The organism is Yersinia fenwicki (genome assembly GCF_043099325.1).
In the GTDB taxonomy this organism is placed as follows: Bacteria; Pseudomonadota; Gammaproteobacteria; order Enterobacterales; family Enterobacteriaceae; genus Yersinia.
On sequence record NZ_CP170755.1, the window covers coordinates 1,351,144 to 1,368,774 of the forward strand.

The window sequence follows — 17,631 nt, forward strand, 5'->3', positions numbered from 1 at the left end:
AAAGAAACGCCCTTAGCGGTGATAAATATCGCATCCTGTTTAAATTTGCGGCGAACGATTGTTTTCGTTTTAAAAACCGTTGACTCACTTCGAACTATCCCTATAATGCGACTCCAACAACACGGCGGGGCGATTAGCTCAGTTGGTAGAGCATCTCCTTTACACGGAGGGGGTCATCAGTTCGAATCTGGTATCGCCCACCAAACTCGACGTGTTGCGAAGTAAATGAAATATAAGCATTAAATGAGATAGATGAGGGCGATTAGCTCAGTTGGTAGAGCATCTCCTTTACACGGAGGGGGTCATCAGTTCGAATCTGGTATCGCCCACCACTCATCACTCATGTTTAATGTGTTAAAGTAGTAGAAGTGGGCGATTAGCTCAGTTGGTAGAGCATCTCCTTTACACGGAGGGGGTCATCAGTTCGAATCTGGTATCGCCCACCACTTCTATACTTTCAGAATTATATAATGGGTCGTTAGCTCAGTTGGTAGAGCAGTTGACTTTTAATCAATTGGTCGCAGGTTCGAATCCCGCACGACCCACCATTATATCCAGTGCCTCAGTAACCTCCCCCAAACTCTGAAATCGCATACTTTAAAATATCGTGTGGGTGAGACAAAACTGCATGTCAGTTTTGAACAACGCTTGCGTTGGCCCGAAGGGCGAGTATTAGAATGATACGAGTAACCTGCGTTCAGGTTCGAGCCGAGCGAAGCGAGACAGCAACGCGCTAGCGTTGACCCGAAGGGCGAGGCCAGCGGCCGAGTAATCCCGCACGACCCACCATTCTATCCAGTACCTCGGTAACTCCACCCTCTTAATATCCAATTCTCCTTCTTAACATCCAAATGGCATTATCCCTATTCTTTTATGACCAACTTATACCTGTAGTCTTTTAGACTCTAAATAAACATCACTACAGTAAATAACTCATCCTCGAATCGCAGGCATAAAAAAAGGCGCCGTAGCGCCTTTTAAACGATTTTTTTTCTGATAGTTAGAGTACCAGGCCCGCGATAGAAGCGGACAGCACACTGACCAGCGTAGAGCCGTACAGCAGCTTCAAGCCAAAGCGAGAAACAACGTTACCTTGCTGCTCATTCAGCCCTTTAATCGCACCAGCTACGATACCGATGGAAGAGAAGTTAGCGAATGAAACCAGGAATACGGACAGAATACCTACACTGCGTGGTGACAATTCTGATGCAACTTTTTGTAAGTCCATCATTGCCACAAATTCATTTGAAACCAGTTTGGTTGCCATAATCCCGCCAACCTGTAGGGCTTCATGAGCAGGGATACCCATTACCCAGGCAAACGGGAAGAAGACATAGCCCAGAATACCCTGGAAGCTGATACCAAACAGCAGACTGAACAGAGCATTCATGGCAGCAATCAATGCAATGAAACCAATCAGCATTGCCGCAACGATAATGGCAACTTTAAAACCAGCCAGGATGTATTCACCCAGCATTTCAAAGAAGCTTTGTCCTTCGTGCAGGTTGCTCAGTTGTAACTCTTCTTCATCTTCAGCTTTATAGGGGTTGATTAACGACAACACGATAAAGGTACTGAACATGTTAAGCACCAGTGCTGCGACCACGAATTTCGCGTCCAGCATTGACATATAAGCACCCACTATCGACATAGAAACCGTCGACATTGCTGTTGCTGCCATGGTGTACATGCGTTTTTCAGACATTTTGCCCAAAATATCTTTATAGGCGATAAAGTTTTCAGACTGGCCCAGAATCAGTGAACTGACTGCGTTGAATGATTCCAGCTTACCCATGCCGTTAATTTTGGACAGTAAAGTACCAATGATACGAATAACGACCGGCAGAACTTTAATGTATTGCAGAATACCAATCAGGGCAGAAATGAAGACGATAGGGCATAGCACTCTTAAGAAGAAGAACGCGAGACCTTTATCACCCATATTACCGAAGACAAAATCGGTACCGGTAGCGGCAAACCCAAGCAATTTGTCGAATAAACTGGCGAATCCTTTCACAAAACCTAATCCAACTTCCGAATGGAGGAAGAAGTATGCTAACAGCACCTCAATAACCAACAATTGAATAACAAACCGAATGCGGATGCTTTTACGATCCTTACAGATCACTAGAGCGAGTATGGCCACTACGACTAAGGCCAACGCAAACTGTAAAATATGGGACATGTGTGCTCCAAATTAGAGGCAGGCTAGGTTTTGGTGGACATTTTATGTAACGGCTACATTAAAAACGAGATGTAGTCTGCAAATATAGAAATTCACTTTCATAAATGCAAACAAATTAGCGGGGTTGATCACAAAAAACAGGATGTTAATAATATGCTACAGGGATGGTGTAAATATGCTAGTTTGAACAATTGTAGTGTTCAGTCTCAGAAATTGCGATGCCGTTTTTAACTCAATTTTTCAGAAACCAACAACTGACGATGACGACACGGCAAATTATGCGGTATTAGCTATCAGAGAGATAAGTTTTACCGATCTAAATGCGCTTGATAATTATTATCATTTGTATATTGTTAAAGATAAGAAAGTAGCCGTAAGTATTTCAAGGGTAATACTGAATGTTGAATAGCCGTGTTGTCGATACGCCCTCCCGTACATCAAGGAGAATCAAACTCTCCCTGATGGGACCTGCTTTTATCGCGGCTATTGGCTATATCGATCCCGGCAACTTTGCCACCAATATTCAGGCCGGTGCTTCCTTTGGCTATACCTTATTATGGGTCGTGGTTTGGGCCAATTTTATGGCCATGCTTATCCAACTCCTTTCCGCCAAGCTCGGTATTGCCACCGGCAAAAATCTGGCTGAACATATTCGTGACCGTTTTCCTCGCCCTGCGGTATGGGCTTACTGGGTGCAAGCTGAAATTATTGCGATGGCGACAGACCTGGCTGAGTTTATTGGGGCGGCGATTGGGTTCAAATTGCTATTGGGTGTGACGTTGCTTGAGGGGGCGGTACTCACGGGTATCGCGACCTTCCTTATATTGATGCTACAAAAGCGTGGGCAAAAGCCATTAGAGTTAGTGATTGGTGGCCTGCTGTTGTTTGTCGCCGCAGCTTATATTGTAGAACTTGTCTTCTCACGCCCAGAGATAGCGGCTTTAGGGCGTGGGATGTTAATCCCGGACCTCCCTAACCGCGATGCAGTATTTTTAGCCGCCGGGGTCTTGGGCGCAACCATAATGCCGCACGTTATCTATCTGCACTCATCATTGACGCAAACCGCCGGGGAAAACTCAAAAGCGGATCGCTACGCCTCGACTAAATTGGATGTGGCCATTGCCATGACGATTGCGGGTTTCGTCAATTTGGCGATGATGGCGACGGCAGCTGCCGCTTTCCACTTCAACGGCTATGGCAGCATTGCGGAAATTGAACAAGCTTATTTAACATTACAACCCTTGTTGGGGAATGCTGCCGCGACCATTTTTGGCTTGAGTTTGGTGGCTGCCGGGCTGTCATCAACCGTGGTCGGAACCTTGGCTGGACAAGTCGTTATGCAGGGTTTTGTACGGTTTTATATCCCCATTTGGGTGCGCCGAGCAGTGACTATGTTACCTTCCTTTATTGTCATTTTGATGGGAATGGATGCCACTCGCATACTGGTGATGAGTCAAGTATTGCTGAGTTTCGGTATTGCTTTGGCGTTAGTGCCATTGTTGGCCTTTACCGGCAATAAAGAATTGATGGGGGATATGGTTAACTCAAGATTGATTCAGATGTTGGGGAAGCTGATTGTATTGGTGGTGGTGGGATTGAATGCTTACTTATTGGTGAGCCTGATTTAATTTATCAGTAAGGCGAGTTAAGGATAAAAACTCGCCTGGGATATTCTCATCTAATCATGATCATGGCCTTTACCGCGATGATGTTTTTTACTCTGTTTTTTATGATGTTTGTCATATTTCCAATAATGCCCATCACGATAGTAGTAGTTCTTTTTCCACCAATCTTTGTGTTGCCAGCGGTGACCGTCCCAGTAATGACCATGACGATTCCGCTCGCCTAAATCTCGTCCTTGATGATTTTGCCACCATTGTTGGTCACGCCAGTCATAACTATCCCAATAATTACCGCTGCGGTCTTGTTCGCCAATTTGTAGCGAAACACCGGGGAGCAACTCAATACTCTCGGCATTCGCCATTGGGATAAGCGGGAACCAGGCTAAGATGGTTATCAGTAACAGCGGTTTTATCCTTCTCGGCCTCACTACGCTTAGCTTTAACATTGTTGATTTAAACATGGCCGTTTTTAACATTATTTATCCTTGTCTGGCCTTATAGGCTATAGCGCCATCTTAAATAGGAAATCAGCCGCTGAGATTCGGATTAAACTGTAAAATACAGATTTAGGATTTATCTGTGAGGGGAGATAACAGGTCGTAACAGGGAGCGTCAGCCCCCTGTTGAATAGTCAAAAAGAGAACGTTTACACTAATATATTTTCGATAGCTTTTATCTCGGTGTCACTGAATTCGGTATTTGCCAACATACCCACAGCATCATCAATTTGACTGATTTTGCTCGCCCCGATCAGCGCCGACGTTACTCGCCCGCTCCGCAATACCCACGCTAAAGACATTTGCGACAACTTCTGCCCACGATCAAGCGCGAGTTCATTCAATTGGCGAATCTTGGCCAGTTTCTCCGCTGAAAGTTGCTCAGGATTCAGGAATTTACTGTCACTGGCTACCCGTGAGTCCAATGGGATACCGGCCAAATAGCGATCAGTTAATAAACCGCCCGCCAGCGGTGAGAAAGCAATAGATCCAACACCATACTCGTCCAGCGTATCTTGTAGGCCTGCTTCAATCCAGCGCTCAAACATGGAGTATTTGGGTTGATGAATCAAACAAGGCGTACCGAGCTGTGCCAGAATTTCGCAGGCCTGACGTGTTTGTGCTGCTGGGTAGTTGGACAAGCCGACATATAAAGCTTTGCCTTGGCGCACCAGTAAATCCAGCGTTGCCATCGTCTCTTCCAATGGGGTATTAGGGTCTGGGCGGTGATGATAGAAAATATCGACATAATCCAGCCCCATCCGCTGCAAACTTTGATTAATACTGGCGACCAGATATTTTTTGGAGCCCCAATCCCCATACGGGCCGGGCCACATCGTGTAACCCGCTTTGGACGAAATAATCAGTTCATCGCGATAAGGACGCAAATCTTGTTGCAGGATCCGGCCAAAGTTCAGTTCGGCAGAACCGGGCGGTGGACCATAGTTATTGGCTAAATCAAAATGGGTAATACCATGATCAAAAGCACGATGAATCAGGTTGCGGCTATTTTCATACAAGGTGGTATCACCAAAGTTATGCCATAAGCCAAGAGAAATCGCTGGCAGCATTAATCCACTGCGGCCACAACGGTGATACTCCATCTCCTGATAGCGGGAGGAAGCTGCTTGGTAGACCATGATGCCCCTTATTGATGAAAGTAAAGAACTCCTTAGTGTATGCGTTTCCACCGGTTTCGACAGTTGGTGTGATCACAGAGTTTGCATTCGGTTTCAGGAGAGTAGGTCTGTCAGCAAAGCGCTATTCTGTGTGGACTAATTAATAATTTAAAAAACATTAGATTTATTTATGTTTTTCTCAATACTTATTTGACAATAATAAGCATTGAGGCGGTGTAGTGATGGGGAGCAACTATAAGGTAGCAGATTATTTACTGGATCGACTGGCACAAGTGGGCATCAGGCATCTATTTGGTGTTCCCGGTGATTTCAACCTTCACTTTTTAGATCATGTCATCAGCCATCCGGTCATTCAATGGATGGGATGCGCGAATGAACTTAACGCGGCTTATGCGGCCGATGGTTATGCCCGTGTCATGCCTGCGGCGGCGTTATTGACCACAACAGGAGTCGGTGAGTTGAGCGCTATTAATGGTATCGCGGGTAGCTTTGCTGAATATCTTCCCATCGTTCATATTGTTGGCACACCGGCGCTACGCTCACAAAAAGCGGGCGAATTATTACATCATTCATTTGGCGATGGTGATTTCAACCATTTCGCGCGGATGGCGAAAGAGGTTGCTTGCGCACATACCAGCTTAACTGCTGAAAATGCCGCGTCTGAGATTGATCGCTTGTTGGTAGCGGCACTTTATCAACGGCGTCCGGTCTATTTACAGCTCCCTTCTGATGTGGGAGAGGCTGAATTAACCAGCCAATCTGGGGCATTAGCCCTGTCTCAACCCATGCTATCCCCGACCTCGTTACAGGCTTTTATTGAAGCTGCCCGTCAAAAATTGCAGTCGGCACACCGGGTGGCGCTATTGGCAGATTTTCTCGCCGATAGGTTTGGCACACGACACGCGCTGAATCATTGGCTGGCAGAAGTGAATCTACCGCATTCGACGTTGCTTATGGGAAAAGGTTTTCTGGATGAGACTCACCCGATGTTCATCGGGACTTATGCCGGAGCAGCCAGTGATGCCAGCGTCAGAGAATATATCGAAGAGGCCGATGTGCTTATCACTGTCGGTGTGTGGTTTGTCGATACCATTACCGCCGGATTCAGCCAACATATTACTCAGGATAATTGTATTGATGTTCAGCCGGAACAAGTGCGGATTGGCCGTCAGGTTTTTAGTCAAATCCCCATGCTAGCCGCCGTTGATGCGCTACACGAGTTATGCCTGTCTTTACAGGAAGAGTGGCAGCAGCCGGTCATCACTCATCCTATGCCCGCGCAGCCTTCAGATAATCTCCTTAGCCAGCAGACATTTTGGTATCACGTCCAACATTTCCTGCGGCCTGACGATATTGTGGTGACGGATCAGGGTACCTCCAGTTTTGGTGCCGCAACACTGCGCCTGCCTTCTGGTTGTACCTTTGCCGCCCAATCATTATGGGGATCAATTGGTTTTAGTTTACCCGCGGCCTATGGCGCGCAATTGGCGCAACCGCGACGTAGAGTCATATTGTTGGTGGGTGATGGCGCAGCGCAGCTCACCATACAAGAGTTGGGGTCGATGCTGCGTGATGGTTTAACTCCTATCATTTTTCTGCTTAATAATCATGGTTACACTGTAGAGCGTGCTATTCATGGGCCACAGCAACGCTATAACGACATTGCCGAGTGGGATTGGACGCAGCTACCACAAGCCTTGGCGGTGGAAAAAACCTCATTGACCTACCGGGTCACGCGGGCTGATGAATTACAACAGGCGATGGGACAGGTCGAAAATTGCCAGCAATTAGCATTCATTGAGGTGATGTTGCCACCAATGGATATGCCTGAATTAATGGTTAATGTGGCCAAATCTATTCAGGCCCGTAATGCGGCGATTTAATAGCACCGGTTAATTGATCCAATAGCCAATAGCCTGCCGGCCCCGGTGGGCTTTTTTTCGACCAAACTGCATCAATTGAGATCATTTTTGGCCAACCTGTGATTGGCAAGGCAACCAGTTTTTTATCACTGTATTGCTCAACCATCCAGTGCGGTAAAATCGCCCAGCCGAAGCCTTGCACCGCCATCTCCATCAACATTAAATAGCTCGGTGCTGACCATATCAATCCCTGCGACTGATTGCGCTCGGTGCGGTTATAGGTATTGAGACAGAGTTGGCGGGTGGTGGCGAGTTGTTCCGGGTGAACCTGTGATAATTGTGCCAACGGATGATGACGTTGCACAAATATCGCCATTTCGGTTTGCTCGGCTAATCGGCTGGCGGCAATATCTGGCGGGTAATTTTTTTGCACCTCTACCACGCCGATATGCGCGCGCCTCAGTTGCAGTAAATCAATCACATCATCATCCTCAGCAATCAAACACTCAAATTCGATATCGGGGTAACGTTGCTCAAAGCGTCGCAGCAGACTTTCATGATGGGTCGGTTGATAGGTGTCGGACAAGACAAACGTCAGACGGGTTTCGACCTGGCCCGCCAGCCGGATTGACAGATTATCCAAGCGCTCACTGGCAGCTAAAATTTCTTGCACATGAGAGAGTACGCGCAGTCCATGATCGGTTAATACCGGCTGGCGGGCTTGCCGGTCAAATAAGGTTAACCCCAGATCGGCCTCCAGATTGGCAATAGCGGTGCTGATAGTTGACTGGCTTTTGCGTAGCTTACGCGCTGCAGCGGAGAATGAACCCAGTGCGGCAGCTTCAACAAACGCAATCAGCGCTTCGGGAGAGTAGTGCATAATCTATCTATTTTATCGATGGGTTCTATTTTTAATCTATCTTAAAAAACGATGATAATCACCTTCGACATTGTGTTATTGATTAATTAAGTGGGTGTTTTATGCAAGTTCAGCGCAAAACTTTATTTGAGCGGATTATCCATGCTATCGGCTTTGAAGTGATTGCCGTCGCAATTTGTGCGCCGGTCGGGGCATGGTTACTCGATCGTTCCGTATTACAAATGGGAACATTGGCTATTCTTCTCTCTTCTGTGGCGATGCTATGGAACATTATTTATAACAGTCTGTTCGACTCTTTCTGGCCGGTGAGCCGGGTAGCGAAAACCCTGCGTGTGCGAGTATTCCATGCGTTAGGTTTTGAAGGCGGATTTATTGTGATTGGTTTACCGATTGCGGCTTTCGCATTGGGGATTTCACTGGTACAGGCGTTTATATTGGAGATTGGTTTCTTCTTGTTCTTCCTGCCCTACACCATGTTCTATAACTGGGCTTATGACAGTGTGCGGGCGCGAATTCTCCGCTCACGTCAGCCCGATGCCTTAACGCAAGTCGCCGATAAAGGGCGTGGTTCAAACTAATATGAAGTTAATGACAACGCTATTTATGGCTCAGTGAGTGAAGGGTTGACCGTATCTAGGGGCACTTCGACGGCTTACGCCGTTACGAGCCCAACGGCACGCTTCCCCTTCATTTAATACTCATATTGGCTCATCACAAACGTGATTTCTCACTTCAGCAGTGGCAATTTACCGCTGCTGAAACGTTTTTATGTGATCTTTATCCCAAAGCGAAACGGTTTCCAGCATTGAGATTGTTGTTTCGCCAACCTGATTTTACAGTGGGCATAGTTGAAGTTAAGAATATCTGTAACGGAGAAGTTTCTGATGACGAGCTATGCCCTGGTGGGTGACGTTGGCGGCACTAATGCCCGTTTGGCGCTTTGCGCTGTAGCGACGGGTGAAATATCACAAGCAAAAACATATTCAGGGCTAGATTACGACAGTCTGGAAGCTGTCATTAAGCAATATTTATCAGAGCACAAGGTCACTGTAGAGCACGCCTGTATTGCTATTGCCTGTCCCATTACCGGAGATTGGGTAGCAATGACCAATCACACGTGGGCATTCTCTATCGCGGCTATGCAGCAAAACCTCGGTCTGAAGCACTTAGAGATCATTAATGATTTCACCGCCGTATCAATGGCAATTCCCATGTTGTCTGAGCAGGATGTGCTGCAATTTGGTGGTACATCGCCGCGGTCGGGCAAGCCGGTGGCAGTATACGGTGCTGGAACGGGGTTAGGGGTAGCACATTTAGTTAATGTGGACAGCCGCTGGATAAGCTTGCCGGGTGAAGGCGGGCATGTGGATTTTGCGCCCAATAGTGAAGAAGAAGACCGGATTTTGGCGGTATTGCGCCAGGAGCTGGGCCACGTTTCTGCTGAGCGAGTGCTTTCGGGGCCAGGGCTGGTCAATTTATACCGGGCCATTGTGATTTCTGATGGTCGTTTGCCCGAAAATCTGGCGCCGAAAGATGTGACTGAACGTGCTCAGGCAGACAGCTGCACTGATTGTCGCCGCGCATTATCACTATTTTGCGTGATTATGGGGCGCTTTGGTGGCAATTTAGCCTTGAATCTCAGCACCTTTGGCGGCGTGTATATCGCAGGCGGGATTGTACCGCGCTTTATGGAATTCTTTAAAGCTTCTGGTTTCCGCGGTGCTTTTGAGGATAAAGGGCGTTTCAAAGATTTCTTACAGGATATTCCGGTCTATATGATCACGCACCAGCAACCCGGTTTGCTGGGAGCGGGGGCTTATTTACGTCAGAAGTTAGGGCATACTCTTCATCCTTAAAACAGCATCGTTTACTGGATTGAAATGAAAAAGCAGAGCCAATGCTCTGCTTTTTTACAACTTATAATGACTAGGCGTGACTGCTGACGGTGACCCCAGATGAAACCGTTGATGTATTTTCTGCCTCGGTAGCAGCCCCTTTCGGTGGCTTGATAACCAGGGTTAATAACAGAGAAACCACTGACATCACTGCAATAACGATAAAGGCTGCGTGATATCCGCCCAGCTGTGCTGCAATAAATGACCCCGCCAGTGCGCCTAAACCAAACCCTTGATAGATAACCCCATAGTTTTTGCTATGGTTTTTCAGGCCAAAGAAGTCGCCCACAATAGCCGGGAACACCGTGATGTTTCCGCCGAAACAGAAAGCAATAGCACCGACACACAAGAAGAACAGGGCATGAGTCAGCGGGACAAAACTCAACACCGATACGGCTAAAGTGGTCACCAACAGGGTAAAGCTGATAACTCGCAGGCGGCCCACTTTATCGGATAGCGCTCCGAGAATAATACGTCCAGCAGTATTAAAGATGGCGATAGCCGACACGGTATTGGCTGCAGTCGCCAAATCCATACCCGCTAGCTGCACGCCCAAATCCTTCACAATACCAATCAGATATAAACCACTCATGCATGCGGTGAAGAAGATGATAAACAGGAAGTAAGACTCTTTGACTGCCAACATCTCTTTGACACTGAAATCACGTCCAGCAAGCGCAGATGGCAGGTGGGCAGCGGTTTGTGGTGCGACTGTTTTTTCCCGCAGCAGGAAAGAACCCGCTCCGACCAAAACCATCACAATAATGCCCCAGTAGAAGAAAGCCAGTGAGACCCCCTGATTAGCGATAAAACTAGCATTCACGTATTTGAATAACAGGCTACCGGTACCAAATGCCCCGACAGAAATACCTGAAATCAAGCCCTTACGCTCTGGGAACCATTTAATCAGATTTGACAGCGTAGTGATGTAGGCGGTGCCATCGGCAAAGCCAACCACAATCCCTGCCAGCAGATAAATCATCCCCAACGAGGTGGCAAAAGAACTGGCAATCAAACCCAAACCGAGGATGATGCCGGAAATTAACGTCAACTTACGGATACCAATGCGCTCTTGCAGACGGCCAGCAAACAAGGTGGCGATAGCCAGAGAGAAACTGGTGATAGAGAACGTGGTTGCAACCGCCCCTAGTGACCAACTAAATTTTTCCCCCAGCGGCTGATTGAATAAGCTCCAAGTATAGATAGTGCCTAAACCCATCTGAACTATGATGGTACCAACAACAATTAGCCAACGATTTACCGGTTTACTGCTCATGCCGGACTCCTTAAACATCAATGCATACGGCCCGAATGGGGGCTATTGCTGACGAGATAGCAGTAAGCAATAGCGTCGGAGCCTAAAAATTACGCGCTGATGGATCACCGAAAGTCTTGTATTGCGGTGTTATCAGCCCGCCGAATGAAACCAGTATACGGGCGAGCTAATAGCAATAGATCGAAAGGGGAATGAGCTGCATTCGGGGAGGAATGAAATGCATTTAAAGGCGCATCAGTTGCCTGAATTCTTTTATCTTGCTGCGACTCACTGGGACTTCAAAGTCCAAATCACTGAGTCGCAGAATATAGGTATTGTTAAACCAGGGTACGATTTCGCGGATTTTGGCTAAATTCACACAATAAGAGCGGTGACAGCGGAAAAAGTACTCTTCAGGCAGGCGACTGTAAAATTCAGTGATATTCATCGGCATGATAAATTCCTCGCGCCGAGTGTAAACCAGCGTGACCTTTTCCTGCGCCGCTGCATAATAAATATCATTGATATCCGTGACGATGATGCGCTCATCTTTCATCAGATTGATGGTATGGGCCGTTGGGCGATGAGTGGGGCTGTTGGTGTGTTCTTTATTTTGGCGGTCACGCTTATGTAGGGTTTCCAGCTTTTGCAGCATAGTGACAATACGCGATTCGTGATAAGGCTTTAAAATATAGTCAAAAGCTTCAATTTCAAAGGCTTCTACCGCATGCTCTTTATAAGCAGTAATAAAGATAATGTATGGTTTATGGGAAAATTTGCTGATATTTTGCGCCAGTAAAACGCCATCAAGCGACGGAATGTTAATATCGAGAAAAATGGCATCAACCTGATGATTTTGCAGGTATTTAAGGACGTCCAATCCATCTTCGAAGGTTGCTTCGATGGTGATATTACTGTGCTGCTGGATCAGGTAACTTAATTCTTCCTGAGCCAGAAATTCATCTTCGACAATAATTGCTTTCACGGATTAAGCTCCGACTGAAATACTGGGTTCTGCATGGACTTTGCCGCCATTTTTACTGATATGAAAAGAAATCTCGGTGCCCGGTTCCATTCGGCGTATCTGTAAACCCTCGCCATAGAGTAATTTCACTCGATGATGAACATTCAGTAAGCCGATTTTATTGCCGGGCATTTCATTATTTGCCACGCGCTCAATAGTTTCCTGATTGATCCCATTGCCGGTGTCTTTCACCGAGATTTTTATCTGATCGCCACAGTCTTTGACCGCAATAACCACCACACCTTTACCTCGGAACGGCTGAATACCATGCACGATTGCATTCTCAACCAGCGGCTGGATCAACAAACTGGGGATTTTTAGCGCAATGTCATCATCAATATCATAAATGACGGTTAACTTACTGCCAAATCGCGCCTGTTCGATAGCAATATAGTCTTGAATTTGATGCAGTTCTTTACGGATATCAATTTGTTCATCATTCAGTTCAAGGTTATAGCGCAGGTAGCGAGATAGATTGATGATCAATTGACGCGCGGTATCTGGATTAATACGAATTGACGAAGAAATAGCATTTAAGGCATTAAATAAAAAGTGTGGATTAATTTTACTTTGTAATGCTCGCATTTCCGCTTTATTCGCCATTTCGCGCAGTTGTTCAATACGCGAAACCTCAATTTGAGTTGAGATAATTTGCGACAAACCTACCGCCATCACTTTGAGTGAATAAGTAATTTTATGGGCATGACAATAATAGATTTTCAGTGAGCCCGTCACTTCACCTTTTTCCCATAAAGGAATAATAATAAGCGAATGAATTTGGGGCGTCCGGTGGACTTCATCATTATTGCGGATGGTAATTTTACCGCGCTGAATACTTTCCTTGGTAATGTCACTGATGATTTCATGGCCGATATTATAGGTTTCTACCCCGACACCGACATACGCCAAAATATGTTGGGTATCGGTGATAGCGACAGCATCGGCCTTGATATCATGGCGAATAATTTCACACACACTGCGCAATGACTCGCCATTGATATTGCGAAAATAGGGTAAGGTTTTATTAGCAATATCCAGTGCCAGCTTTGCCTGTCGCGCAGCAATGACCTCTTTTTCATCCTCGACACTCTGCACTAATAGCACAATCAGCCCGATACAGACTGCCCCTAAAATCATCGGAATGGCGATTTTAGACACAATATCGATGCCCAATGCCGTCGGTTTGGCCCATATAACCACCAAGAGCATGGTCAGCGATTCACAAATCATACCGGCCAGAATACCGATGCTCCATTGCCGCTCTTTCTTGACTTTCAAGTTGATATAACCCGACATCAAACCCGCAATAATACTGGTTATGAGGCAAGGGACTGAGGTAATACCATTAATATCAATTAAATAACGATGAGAGCCAGCAATAAGCCCAGTAATAATCCCCACCCACGGGCCAAATAGAATACCGCCGGACATCACGGCAATCACCCGCACGTTAACCAGCGAGCCTTCAACATTGATACCGGAATAGGTGCCGAAAATAGCAAATAACGAGAAGATAGCAGTGACTGCAGCCAATTCTAGCGGCGTGTGTTTCTCTTTTTGCAATAACTGACGAAATAGGTGGGTGCGGGTCAGAAAGAACAGGCAAATTAACATCAATGCGGCACGATCAAATACCGCTAATAGCATTTCAAATATCTGGTGCACACTGTTTTCTCTTGGTAACAACCGGGGGTTGGCGGTAAGAAACCATCAAATCCTGGGGCGAATAAGCGAATCACTATAAGGAAAATGGGGGAAGACTGCTACTTTATCCGTGCTATTAAAGGGAGTCTGCCGGAGCAATAAACTCCGGCTGAGTATCGGGTGGACGAAGATTATTTTGTCATCCCTAATTGCTGCTTGCCGATGGCAGTTAACTTATCGACTGTGGCTCTGCCGACAAAATCGACTTCAAAATCATCGGCTGCAAAGTCTGGTGGAGAGCGACCATCGATAAAGCTGGCTAACTGACGCGGTAAGTAAGCGGCATTTTTTTCGCACCCAGGCGCAGCTGCGATATACATAACATTGCTGTCAAACTCACCGTTATGTTCGTTTTCTACCGAATGAATAACATCGCAGTGCCAAAATACAGTATCGCCCGCTTCCAGATCTGGAATAGGGGAAATGGCTTCGATTAAAAGAGGATGCCATTGTTCAGAGGCCGATAATGCGCGCCCCGGTGCCGCGCCACATAAGTCATCATCAGCCACATCATCTTGTAAAGCACGCAGCAGAATATAGGCCATGGCATTGGCAATTGGAATCACGTTTAACGTCCCGGCATGGGTGCGTTGCGGTGTCAGCGCAGTCCAGCCTTGGAATGTCCGAAACATGGAACATACTGCGGGTGACGGGAATTCGCGTACCTCCGGGCGACCTTCAGCAGCAAAGGGATCGTATTTCTGCCATTCACCAGAAAATACATGGCGGTAAACATGGCGGAAATTCTCATCCAGCCAGCGTTCAATAGAACCACCATCCACATGAGGCGATAAGCCAAGAGATGAGGATTTTGGCGGGCGGCGGCGGGTGCGGTCAGCATAAGTTACCACTTGGTTAGGGTCAAAGTGTTGCTTCCCATTACTCTCGGTTTGCCACAGGTTATTTAAGAAAATCTGTACTGCGTTCATGCGTTGGTCCTGACGAGCCTCAACCTGTGGAGTTGACCAGTAAATGCCGTAAATTTGTGGCTTGCTGGCCGCCAGAGTGCCGAAGTAGTTGTCTTCCGCTGCATTTTTCAGGCGCTCGACAAAATTATTACGATCCAGATAATCACCGATTTCGCGGTTCCATGCTGCCGCTTTCTCGGTCGGGAATACCCCGAGAATAGCGCAGCAACCCCGTTGTTTTATTTGGGCTTTTTGCTCGTCAGTGACTTTGCCATTGATAATATCATCAGCATGAATACGTGGAACCGGGTTCTCACCCTGAGCCAGACTACGGCGGATCTCGCTAACTTGTTGACGGATATTCTCTTCTACGTCTTGGAAAACCTGCTGATAATTGGGTAGCGCTTGACGTAACTGTTGTTTCACGGCTTTGATTGCTGAGGGAATATCGTCTATTTGTAATGAAGACATAATATTGATTCTCCAATAGCTGTAGGTTGAGGCCAGCGTCATGGTGGCGTTTTGCTGACCATTTGTTTGTTTTTTGTTATCTTCAGGTAAACATTATTTAAGTAAAATAGAGAAGAATAAAGGGATAAGGTTTTCGTAAAATTTCCTCTTTAATTTTTCTCCTCTTTTTACGGCTAACTTCTTCAAATTGAGGGAAAAATAGTGCCAGTGATCTCCATGTTTAGTTACTCGCCCATTTCTTTGAGAACACCACGGCTGATGCTGGACAGTCTTGTCGAGCAGGATTGGCCGCTGTTTTTACAATTACATCAAGACCCGGATGTTCAGCGTTATATTGCTGATCCGCAGGAAATGGCCGAAATACGCGCTCGCTTTGAATCACGTTTAATGCCGTGGGGAAAAACCTCCAATCACTGGTTATGCTTGGTTATCCGCGAAAGAGACAGTGGACAGGCTATAGGGCTGACCGGTTTTTTAGCTGAGTGGTTGCCGCTGCAACAGGCTGAGGTGGGATATGCCATATTGCCGTCTTATCATGGCAAGGGTTTTGCGAAAGAATCACTGATGAGCGTGCTGGGATTTGGCTTTCAACAGTGCCAATTCCATAAAATGAAAGCCACGGTCACCGTAGGGAACACGGCTTCGCGGCGGACGTTGGAGAGCTGCGGCTTTCAGTTGGAAGGCACCTTGCGTGATAATTTTCAGCTGGATGGGCAATGGTGTGATGACTGGGTATTAGGGCTGTTGGATAGTGAATTTGAGCTATCGTGTTGAACTCCGATGAGTGGGATATTTATTACCAGCCTATCGACAGTTAATCAGCGCTGGGATATGTTCATTAATAGACCATTTACTGGTCAGCGTCGCTCGGACGGTCCGGGCGCTAACGTATCCTTGAGGAAATTATGGCTGAATCCCCTTCCAAACGTCGTTTTACCCGAATTGATCGTCTTCCCCCGTATGTTTTCAATATCACTGCTGAGTTGAAGATGGCCGCGCGTCGCCGTGGTGAAGACATCATTGATTTTAGTATGGGTAATCCGGATGGCCCGACGCCGCCGCATATTGTTGAGAAAATGTGCAGCGTCGCACAACGTGAAGACACTCACGGTTATTCAACCTCTCGAGGGATACCTCGCTTGCGCAGGGCGATTTCGCGCTGGTATGCGGATCGTTATCAGGTAGATATTGACCCTGAAAGTGAAGCTATTGTCACTATCGGCTCGAAAGAGGGGCTGGCACATTTGATGCTGGCGACATTGGATCACGGTGATACCGTGCTGGTGCCTAATCCCAGTTATCCTATTCATATCTACGGTGCGGTGATCGCGGGAGCACAAGTGCGATCGGTTCCCCTAACTGAAGGTATTGATTTCTTTGGCGAACTTGAGCGCGCTATTCGCGAGACCATTCCGAAACCGAAAATGATGATCCTCGGTTTCCCGTCTAACCCGACGGCGCAATGTGTCGAGCTGGACTTTTTCGAGCGCGTTGTGGCGCTGGCGAAGCAATATGATGTGCTGGTGGTGCATGATTTGGCTTATGCCGACATTGTGTATGATGGCTGGAAAGCCCCATCAATCATGCAAGTGCCGGGTGCAAAAGATATTGCAGTTGAATTCTTTACCTTATCTAAAAGCTACAATATGGCGGGCTGGCGTATTGGTTTTATGGTCGGCAACCCCGAGTTGGTCAATGCATTGGCGCGGATTAAGAGCTACCACGACTACGGCACCTTTACCCCATTACAGGTTGCCGCTATAGCCGCCCTGGAAGGGGATCAGCAGTGTGTGCGTGATATCGCCGAACAATATCGCCAACGTCGCAATGCCTTGGTTCGTGGGCTGCACGAAGCGGGCTGGATGGTTGAAAATCCGAAAGCATCAATGTACGTCTGGGCTAAAATTCCCGAGCCTTACGCGCATTTAGGATCATTAGAGTTTGCTAAACGTCTGCTGTCTGATGCGAAGGTTTGTGTCTCGCCGGGGATTGGTTTTGGAGATTATGGTGATACTCACGTCCGCTTCGCTCTGATTGAGAATCAGGACCGGATCCGCCAGGCGGTACGCGGGATTAAAAGTATGTTCCGTGCTGATGGTTTGCTGAAACCGGGTAAATCTGCATCAGGGGACGCGGTTTAATCCGTTAGCGATTTCTCTTTAGTTGTTTACCACCATACTTAGTCTTAA

At 47.0% G+C, this 17,631-nt stretch carries 14 protein-coding genes, 4 tRNA genes and 1 other RNA gene; 11 read left to right on the forward strand and 8 right to left on the reverse strand.

Annotated features, from left to right (window positions below; genetic code table 11):
• Positions 1 to 127 precede the first annotated feature (127 nt).
• The 5 genes from ACF3VQ_RS06225 (at position 128) to ACF3VQ_RS06245 (ending at position 789) form a co-directional block, all read left to right on the forward strand.
• Positions 128 to 203: transfer RNA gene (locus ACF3VQ_RS06225), tRNA-Val, on the forward strand.
• A gap of 53 nt (positions 204 to 256) precedes the next feature.
• Positions 257 to 332, forward strand: a tRNA-Val gene (locus tag ACF3VQ_RS06230).
• A 38-nt stretch (positions 333 to 370) separates the two neighbouring features.
• Positions 371 to 446: transfer RNA gene (locus ACF3VQ_RS06235), tRNA-Val, on the forward strand.
• Between the two features lie 26 nt (positions 447 to 472).
• Positions 473 to 548 (forward strand) — tRNA-Lys (locus tag ACF3VQ_RS06240).
• A 101-nt stretch (positions 549 to 649) separates the two neighbouring features.
• Positions 650 to 789, forward strand: a non-coding RNA gene (locus ACF3VQ_RS06245) — RtT sRNA.
• A gap of 211 nt (positions 790 to 1,000) precedes the next feature.
• Here the strand turns inward: ACF3VQ_RS06245 and ACF3VQ_RS06250 are convergent.
• Positions 1,001 to 2,185: a NupC/NupG family nucleoside CNT transporter gene (locus ACF3VQ_RS06250; protein WP_392433841.1), complete on the reverse strand. Its 1,185-nt coding sequence runs from the start codon at positions 2,183 to 2,185 to the stop codon at positions 1,001 to 1,003.
• 398 nt (positions 2,186 to 2,583) lie between these two features.
• Here ACF3VQ_RS06250 and ACF3VQ_RS06255 point away from each other — a divergent pair, with 398 nt between their 5' ends.
• Positions 2,584 to 3,813 (forward strand): Nramp family divalent metal transporter, encoded by a 1,230-nt coding sequence (locus ACF3VQ_RS06255; RefSeq protein WP_392433843.1) that lies wholly within the window; start codon positions 2,584 to 2,586, stop codon positions 3,811 to 3,813.
• A gap of 50 nt (positions 3,814 to 3,863) precedes the next feature.
• Here the strand turns inward: ACF3VQ_RS06255 and ACF3VQ_RS06260 are convergent, their stop codons facing one another.
• Entirely contained in the window at positions 3,864 to 4,283 is a 420-nt protein-coding gene (locus tag ACF3VQ_RS06260; RefSeq protein ID WP_392433845.1) for a DUF2502 domain-containing protein, read from the reverse strand.
• A gap of 170 nt (positions 4,284 to 4,453) precedes the next feature.
• Positions 4,454 to 5,443, reverse strand: a complete 990-nt coding sequence (locus ACF3VQ_RS06265; RefSeq protein WP_392433847.1) for an aldo/keto reductase — start codon at positions 5,441 to 5,443, stop codon at positions 4,454 to 4,456.
• A 221-nt stretch (positions 5,444 to 5,664) separates the two neighbouring features.
• Between ACF3VQ_RS06265 and ACF3VQ_RS06270 the strand changes: the two genes are divergently transcribed.
• A complete protein-coding gene (locus ACF3VQ_RS06270; protein WP_392433849.1) occupies positions 5,665 to 7,326 on the forward strand; it encodes an alpha-keto acid decarboxylase family protein in 1,662 nt (553 codons plus the stop codon).
• Here ACF3VQ_RS06270 and ACF3VQ_RS06275 read toward each other — a convergent pair.
• A complete protein-coding gene (locus tag ACF3VQ_RS06275) occupies positions 7,298 to 8,185 on the reverse strand; it encodes a LysR family transcriptional regulator (RefSeq protein WP_392433850.1) in 888 nt (295 codons plus the stop codon). The genes ACF3VQ_RS06270 and ACF3VQ_RS06275 overlap by 29 nt on opposite strands.
• A gap of 101 nt (positions 8,186 to 8,286) precedes the next feature.
• Here ACF3VQ_RS06275 and ACF3VQ_RS06280 point away from each other — a divergent pair, with 101 nt between their 5' ends.
• Positions 8,287 to 8,763: a multidrug/biocide efflux PACE transporter gene (locus ACF3VQ_RS06280; protein ID WP_392433852.1), complete on the forward strand. Its 477-nt coding sequence runs from the start codon at positions 8,287 to 8,289 to the stop codon at positions 8,761 to 8,763.
• A 306-nt stretch (positions 8,764 to 9,069) separates the two neighbouring features.
• Entirely contained in the window at positions 9,070 to 10,041 is a 972-nt protein-coding gene (gene glk / locus ACF3VQ_RS06285) for a glucokinase (RefSeq protein WP_392433854.1), read from the forward strand.
• Positions 10,042 to 10,111: 70 nt separating this feature from the next.
• Here glk and ACF3VQ_RS06290 read toward each other — a convergent pair whose 3' ends face one another.
• The 4 genes from ACF3VQ_RS06290 to ACF3VQ_RS06305 form a co-directional block, all read right to left on the reverse strand.
• Positions 10,112 to 11,356, reverse strand: coding sequence for an OFA family MFS transporter (locus tag ACF3VQ_RS06290; RefSeq protein WP_392433856.1), 1,245 nt, complete (start codon positions 11,354 to 11,356; stop codon positions 10,112 to 10,114).
• A gap of 223 nt (positions 11,357 to 11,579) precedes the next feature.
• Complete coding sequence (locus ACF3VQ_RS06295) at positions 11,580 to 12,320, reverse strand: LytR/AlgR family response regulator transcription factor (RefSeq protein ID WP_392433858.1); 741 nt, start codon at positions 12,318 to 12,320, stop codon at positions 11,580 to 11,582.
• Positions 12,321 to 12,323: 3 nt separating this feature from the next.
• Positions 12,324 to 14,024, reverse strand: a complete 1,701-nt coding sequence (locus ACF3VQ_RS06300) for a LytS/YhcK type 5TM receptor domain-containing protein (protein WP_392433860.1) — start codon at positions 14,022 to 14,024, stop codon at positions 12,324 to 12,326.
• A 170-nt stretch (positions 14,025 to 14,194) separates the two neighbouring features.
• Positions 14,195 to 15,442, reverse strand: coding sequence for a DUF1479 domain-containing protein (locus ACF3VQ_RS06305; protein WP_392433862.1), 1,248 nt, complete (start codon positions 15,440 to 15,442; stop codon positions 14,195 to 14,197).
• 258 nt (positions 15,443 to 15,700) lie between these two features.
• Here ACF3VQ_RS06305 and ACF3VQ_RS06310 point away from each other — a divergent pair, with 258 nt between their 5' ends.
• Together ACF3VQ_RS06310 and alaC are read left to right on the forward strand one after the other, a co-directional pair.
• Entirely contained in the window at positions 15,701 to 16,216 is a 516-nt protein-coding gene (locus ACF3VQ_RS06310) for a GNAT family N-acetyltransferase (RefSeq protein WP_392433865.1), read from the forward strand.
• A 131-nt stretch (positions 16,217 to 16,347) separates the two neighbouring features.
• Entirely contained in the window at positions 16,348 to 17,583 is a 1,236-nt protein-coding gene (alaC, locus tag ACF3VQ_RS06315) for an alanine transaminase (RefSeq protein WP_392433867.1), read from the forward strand.
• Positions 17,584 to 17,631: the final 48 nt, after the last annotated feature.

Coding starts and splice junctions, on each gene's coding strand:
- ACF3VQ_RS06250 (WP_392433841.1), bottom strand. CDS start 2,185: ATGTCCCATATTTTACAGTTTGCGTTGGCCTTAGTCGTAGTGGCCATA.
- ACF3VQ_RS06255 (WP_392433843.1), top strand. CDS start 2,584: ATGTTGAATAGCCGTGTTGTCGATACGCCCTCCCGTACATCAAGGAGA.
- ACF3VQ_RS06260 (WP_392433845.1), bottom strand. CDS start 4,283: ATGTTAAAAACGGCCATGTTTAAATCAACAATGTTAAAGCTAAGCGTA.
- ACF3VQ_RS06265 (WP_392433847.1), bottom strand. CDS start 5,443: ATGGTCTACCAAGCAGCTTCCTCCCGCTATCAGGAGATGGAGTATCAC.
- ACF3VQ_RS06270 (WP_392433849.1), top strand. CDS start 5,665: ATGGGGAGCAACTATAAGGTAGCAGATTATTTACTGGATCGACTGGCA.
- ACF3VQ_RS06275 (WP_392433850.1), bottom strand. CDS start 8,185: ATGCACTACTCTCCCGAAGCGCTGATTGCGTTTGTTGAAGCTGCCGCA.
- ACF3VQ_RS06280 (WP_392433852.1), top strand. CDS start 8,287: ATGCAAGTTCAGCGCAAAACTTTATTTGAGCGGATTATCCATGCTATC.
- glk (WP_392433854.1), top strand. CDS start 9,070: ATGACGAGCTATGCCCTGGTGGGTGACGTTGGCGGCACTAATGCCCGT.
- ACF3VQ_RS06290 (WP_392433856.1), bottom strand. CDS start 11,356: ATGAGCAGTAAACCGGTAAATCGTTGGCTAATTGTTGTTGGTACCATC.
- ACF3VQ_RS06305 (WP_392433862.1), bottom strand. CDS start 15,442: ATGTCTTCATTACAAATAGACGATATTCCCTCAGCAATCAAAGCCGTG.
- ACF3VQ_RS06310 (WP_392433865.1), top strand. CDS start 15,701: ATGCTGGACAGTCTTGTCGAGCAGGATTGGCCGCTGTTTTTACAATTA.
- alaC (WP_392433867.1), top strand. CDS start 16,348: ATGGCTGAATCCCCTTCCAAACGTCGTTTTACCCGAATTGATCGTCTT.